Source organism: Sphingomonas sp. OV641, assembly GCF_900109205.1.
Lineage (GTDB): Bacteria > Pseudomonadota > Alphaproteobacteria > Sphingomonadales > Sphingomonadaceae > Sphingomonas.
Genome location: NZ_FNZB01000022.1, coordinates 1 through 5,879, shown reverse-complemented (window position 1 = coordinate 5,879; position 5,879 = coordinate 1). Strand labels below are relative to the sequence as shown.

Below are 5,879 nucleotides of genomic sequence, written 5' to 3'. Positions count from 1 at the left end.
TCGACGACGGACTGGAGGCGGTGGAAGCGGCCGTGCGAGAGGCGCTGCTGGCCGGCACCGCCAGCGACGACGTCATCGTCAACATCCTGGCCCGCCGGCGCGAACCGTCGCGACGGGACTGTCAGGAATTTTGTGCGGGAGGCCATAGGATGGAATGGAAGGGACCATCGATATGGCAATCGACAAGGACGTTTTGGACCAGCTTCTGGCTGGTCGTGACCCGCAGGAGCTGTTTGCAAAGGACGGTCTGCTCGACGAGCTGAAGAAGGCGTTGTCGGAGCGGATGCTGTCGGCTGAGCTCGACGATCATCTGGAAAGCGAAGGCGCCGCAGGCACCATCAACCGGCGCAACGGGTCATCGAGGAAGACGATGCTGACGGGCACGTCGAAGGTGACGCTGGACGTGCCACGCGACCGGGCGGGGACGTTCGACCCGAAGCTCATCGCCAAATACCAGCGCCGTTTCCCCGACTTCGACGACAAGATCGTCTCGATGTACGCGCGCGGGATGACGGTGCGCGAAATCCGCGGGCACCTCGAGGAGCTGTACGGGATCGGCGTCTCGCCGGACCTGATCTCGACCGTCACCGATGCGGTGCTGGAGGCGGTTGCCGAATGGCAGGGTCGGCCGCTCGACGCCTGCTATCCGCTGGTGTTTTTCGACGCGATCCGGGTGAAGATCCGCGACGAAGGGTTCGTCCGCAACAAGGCGGTCTACATCGCGCTGGGCATTCAGCCGGACGGGACCAAGGAGGTGCTCGGCATCTGGATCGAGCAGACCGAGGGGGCCAAATTCTGGCTGCGCGTTATGAACGAGCTCAGGAACCGCGGCGTCGCCGACATCCTGATCGCCGTCGTCGACGGCCTGAAGGGGTTCCCGGAGGCGATCAACGCTGTCTTCCCCGAGGCCATCGTCCAGACCTGCATCGTCCATCTGATCCGCAACAGCATGAGCTTTGCGTCCTGGAAGGAGCGCAAGTTCATCGCCCAGGCGTTGCGCGGCGTCTACCGTGCCGAGACGCCCGAGGCCGGCATGGCTGCGCTGGAGGCGTTCGAGGCAGGCCCCTGGGGCCAGAAACACCCGGCCATCGCCATAAGCTGGCGGCGACACTGGGACCAGGTGATCCCGTTCTTCGCCTTTCCCGAGGGCGTCCGCCGGATCATCTACACTACGAACGCCATCGAGGCCCTGAATTCGAAGGTTCGCCGTGCCGTCCGTACCCGCGGCCATTTCCCCGGTGACGATGCCGCGATGAAGCTGTTATATCTCGTGCTCAATCACGCGGCGGACGAATGGAAGCGCCCACCGCGCGAATGGGGTGAGGCCAAAAGTCAGTTCGCCGTAATCTTCGGTGAGCGCTTCGTCATCTAATGACGGTAACCGGCCTCTCGCACAAAATTCCTGACAGTCCCGTCGCGACCGCTGACTATTGTCACGCCAGAAGATCTGGCGCTGCGCCATCCGCCCCGCGCCGACTGCAACCGCTATGACAGCCTGCGAGGCCTCCATGCAGCGGCATGAGATGATGACGGCCATGACCGAGTTGGGGCTGAAGGGCATGGCTGGCGCTTTCGACGAGGCGGTCACTACCGGTCTCCAGCGCAAGCGCACGACCATGGAGGTCCTGACCGACCTGCTGCGTGCCGAGGCGACGCACCGCCATGCAGCCTCGGTCCGTTACCGGATGTCGGCCGCCAGGTTACCCGCGGTGAAGGACCTCGACGCCTTCGTCTTCGGCGACACTCCCATCAACGAGGGACTGGTGCGCTCGCTGTACAGCGGCTCGTTCCTTCCGGGCCGACGCAACGTCGTGCTGGTCGGTGGAACGGGTACCGGCAAGACGCATCTTGCCACCGCCATCACTGCCAATGTGGTACGCGCCGGCGCCCGCGGACGCTACTTCAACACAGTGGACCTGGTGAACCGGCTCGAGGAGGAAACGCGCCTTGGCAAGGCCGGCACGCTGGCGGCCCAGCTCTCGCGCCTCGACCTCGTGGTGCTCGACGAGCTTGGCTACCTGCCGTTTGCACGCTCGGGCGGTCAACTGCTCTTCCACCTCGTCAGCAAGCTCTACGAGCAGACCTCCGTCATCGTCACCACGAACCTCGCCTTTGGCGAGTGGCCGACCGTCTTTGGCGACCCCAAGATGACCACCGCACTGCTCGACCGTATTACCCACCACTGCGACATCGTCGAAACCGGCAACGACAGCTGGCGCTTCAAACATCGAAGCTGACGCCTGGGGCACCGGCAAAGAACGCTTCGCGCTGGTTGCGCCTCCGGTCGGGCTACGCCCGCCCTACGCCGCAACCAGCGCGAACAGTGCGCCCATCATACCCGTCACGCTGCTCGACAAAGGGGGTCCCTTTTGCACGCCGATAGGGGGTCCTTTTTGGACGCCGATTGACATACCGACTATCGATGCCCTGCGTGCAGGCGTGCATTCCCGGCCATGGAGGAAGCGATCCTGAGCGACGGAGATGTCCGCGTCATCTACAAGGACTGGCCAATTTTCGGACCGCCCTCGGAGCGCGCTGCGCAAGTTGCGCTCGCAAGTGCCGAGCAGGGTATTTACCCGGCGGTTCACAAGCAGCTCATGATCGACAGCAGAACCATCAGCGACAGCGTTTTGCAAGATATCGTCGAAAAAGCAGGCGGTAATTGGAAGCGTATAAGTGCTTACCTAGTATCACACGACCAGCAGATCATGGCGCAGCTGCGTGCCAATGGGGCGCAGGCTCTCACCCTCGGGCTGGCGGGGACACCGGGCTACCTTGCCGGATCGGTGCTGGTAGTGGGCGCTATCGACAAAGCTGATTTCCTTAGGCTGTTCGCGCGCGCACGCAGTTCGAGGAAATGATATTGGACTGCACACCTACCGATCTGGTTTTTGTTAAATTGCCATGCTCATTATGTCTTTGTACGCTGAGAGAACCTTATTGCGCACTTGCAGCGTCGCCTCAAACCCGATTGAAGCCGCTTGCCGGGCAAGCATAACCTTTGCGATATCGGTGGTTTCGCCCCGTTCATAGGCGACCGTCAACGCCCCGGCCTTTGCACCTGTTTCGTTTACTTTTAGCACCTGTTCTACAATTGTCGATGCGAAGCTGCTATTCGCTCCAGTAGCCGAGCCAACTGAGCCAGGGCCTTCAACTTTTTGCAGCACTTGGCTCATGGCCGCATCAAACGTAGGCCTTGCAATCCCGCCAGCGCTTGCCGGCGACGCCGCACTGCTGTTGACGACATTTCGGAGGGCGGAATTCCGGTCGAGAACCGCACTTCGCAAGGCCATGACATCACTGACCGAAATATTGCTCACAACAATCTCCCAAGCGAAACGGTAGCTGGGAAGCGTTACGAGATGGTTAAAAAACCTTAGGACAGATTGCCGATGTTTTAAGGGGACCGGCGCAGCCGCGTTGCTCGGGGCGAAGAGGCTTGCCGGTCTGCTCGTGTGCGCCTCTGGAACGTGCACCGCCGAAGAACCCTGAGGGGTAAGCTTCGCCGTCGCGTAAAATAAGATGCGGCCTGTCATGTTCAGACAACCTTGGGGTCGGCCCGCGGTTGGGGATCACGAGATGGCCTGTGTTGCAACGCATCGCGCCGAACGAACGGCGGAAGAGCGATCACGGTCCTTTCATATCCTCAACGTTCTACGCGGTCTCGCCGCTATGAGCGTCATCACCTTGCATTATCCGCAAGCCTTTGCGCCTTTCGTAGCGAGCGGAGCATACCTTGCCGTTGACCTGTTTTTTGTCATGAGCGGCTTCGTGCTCGCCCGCGCTTACGATGTAAGGCTTCAAGACGGAATGGGTGGCAGAGCGTTCATCGTCACTCGGCTGATACGCCTTTACCCATTCTATATCCTGGCCCTGGCGCTGGGCACCGTTGAATTAGCATACTATTATCGAAACGATCATCTCGCAGCAGAGATAATACTGTCCAGCGTCTTCAACTTCGTGATGTTGCCATCGCCGCCTGTGGGCATCCCCTACCAACCGCTGTTTCCTGCCAACTTCGTAGCTTGGACTCTTTCATTCGAGCTGTTCGCGAACGCTGCTTACGGCTTTGGTTTTGGGGTTCTAACTCACAAACGACTGGGAGTGATCGTTGGTATATCGGGTTTGATGCTTTTGGCATTGGCGCTCGTTCGCGGCAATCTCAATGGAGGAGCATATTGGCCTGATGCTCATCTTGCCGCAATCAGGGTCACCTTTTCATTCTTTGTCGGAGTTTTGATTCATCGCGCGCGGGAGACAGGAAAACTAGCACCGCTATTTTCCGTGAAATTACCCCAAATCATCATCATCGCAATCACGGTCGGTGCCCTTGGTTCACCCATATCACCTGTTTTGCGGGGGTTATTCGATGCGGCCTGCGTGCTGCTCGTCTTTCCACTGATTGTAGCCGCTTCGATTGGACGCAACCCTGTACCAAGCCGAGGAATGTGCGCTTTCCTCGGGGAAATTTCTTATCCCATCTATGTCTTGCAAATCCCCGTCTTCACGATTGGGGTAATGGGCCTGCCCAAACTTCTACCAGGTCTGCCGCAATTACCCGCTCCCTGGTCCGGGATTCTCCTGCTGGCTGCACTCTGCACCGCGTCCTGGTTCATGGCCACGCGCATCGATATCCCGCTGAGGCGCCGGTTGAACGCTGCGGTACTGCGGCATCTCCAACCTGGGTAGAGGCTTAACCCCACTATTCATGAGGCCACCGCTCTGGGTTCGTCCGAGCATGATTTGTCGGTCGCCGGGTGATCAGGGCAAGCGCCTCCGGCGGCGTTTTTTCACCGCGTCAGGATCAATGGGCTTTTCGAGGTTGAAGGACGAGGGCTTGGGCTTTCGGCGGCACTGCCGGGCTAGTTATGTGGGTGCCGGCCGGAGGCCGGTGGCAATGGCTCTGAACAGGCTGGCATCGGGGCAGGCTGACGCGAAGGCGACGCGGATGCGCGTAGCGGTTTCGATGACGCGGGCGGCGACCTTGAGCAATCGCAGGCGCAGCGTTGCGAACTCGGCAACGGCGAGCGGGGCAGCCTTCGGGATTTCCTGCTGGATGCGCCACACGAGCCAGTAGGCGGCGGTGTGCAGGATGATGCGCATCTGGTTGGCGTTGGCAGATCGGCACGAGGTACGATCGCTGGCGAGCTGGGTCTTGTGGCGCTTGATCAGGTTCTCGGCGTTGCCGCGAGCGCAGTAGAGGGTGTCGTAGATTTGCTCAGCCGAGCCTTCGGCCAGCGAGGTGACGACATAGCGGATATCCATGCCCAGCGTGCTGGCCTCGATCCGGGCGACGACGCGGCGCTGGCACTTCCAGCTCTTCGCGCCGTAGCGGGTCTCGGCATAGTTGCGCAGGACCGGGTATTGGCGCTGAGCCCGCTTAACCGCGCAGGCATCAGCGGCAGCGACGATTTCGGGATCAGCACGCAGCGCGGCGTTGGTTGGCAGGCCGAACACGTAATCGACGCCGGCCGGCTCGCAAAAGGCCATGACCTCGGGTCGGCCATAGTGCCCGTCGCCGCGGATGGTGATGTGCGTTTCGGGCCAGTGCCGGCGCAGATGGCGCACCAGGCGCCGGATGTGGCCGGCAGCTTCGGCGCCCGACGGTGTCTTGCCGGTGCGCAGTAGCATCGCCACCGGTCGGCCGGTGGCAGTGTCGTAGACATGGATCGGCAGGAAGCAGCGCTCGCCATGATGCCCGTTCCAGAAGGAGAGCTGCTGATAGCCATGAACAACATCACAGGTGTCATCGATATCCAGCGTCACCGCCGCCGGCGCGGCAGGGTAACTGGCGCAGTAGATGTCGATCATCGCGGACATCATCCTGGCCAACTCGCGTGTGGTCGGCGCATTTTCCCACCGGCTCATCGTTGGTTGGC

General features: G+C 61.0%; 5 protein-coding genes and 1 pseudogene. 4 read left to right on the top strand and 2 right to left on the bottom strand.

Annotated features, from left to right (window positions below; all coding sequences use genetic code 11):
- Positions 1-172 precede the first annotated feature (172 nt).
- From BMX36_RS21025 to BMX36_RS21015, 3 genes and pseudogenes are all read left to right on the top strand, one after another.
- On the top strand, positions 173-1,372 hold the full coding sequence (locus BMX36_RS21025) for an IS256 family transposase (RefSeq protein WP_093068508.1): 1,200 nt from the start codon (positions 173-175) through the stop codon (positions 1,370-1,372).
- A gap of 136 nt (positions 1,373-1,508) precedes the next feature.
- Positions 1,509-2,237, top strand: a complete 729-nt coding sequence (gene istB / locus BMX36_RS21020; RefSeq protein WP_093068513.1) for an IS21-like element helper ATPase IstB — start codon at positions 1,509-1,511, stop codon at positions 2,235-2,237.
- A gap of 189 nt (positions 2,238-2,426) precedes the next feature.
- Positions 2,427-2,861 (top strand): annotated as a pseudogene (locus BMX36_RS21015) (DsbA family protein); the annotation flags it as partial.
- Positions 2,862-2,894: 33 nt separating this feature from the next.
- Here BMX36_RS21015 and BMX36_RS21010 read toward each other — a convergent pair.
- Positions 2,895-3,320 (bottom strand): flagellar hook-basal body complex protein FliE, encoded by a 426-nt coding sequence (locus tag BMX36_RS21010; RefSeq protein WP_035386739.1) that lies wholly within the window; start codon positions 3,318-3,320, stop codon positions 2,895-2,897.
- A gap of 259 nt (positions 3,321-3,579) precedes the next feature.
- Between BMX36_RS21010 and BMX36_RS21005 the strand changes: the two genes are divergently transcribed.
- Entirely contained in the window at positions 3,580-4,689 is a 1,110-nt protein-coding gene (locus tag BMX36_RS21005; RefSeq protein WP_198010941.1) for an acyltransferase family protein, read from the top strand.
- A 177-nt stretch (positions 4,690-4,866) separates the two neighbouring features.
- Here BMX36_RS21005 and BMX36_RS21000 read toward each other — a convergent pair.
- Positions 4,867-5,879: IS1380 family transposase (locus tag BMX36_RS21000; RefSeq protein WP_093068510.1), on the bottom strand; the 1,013-nt coding region annotated here is incomplete at its 5' end.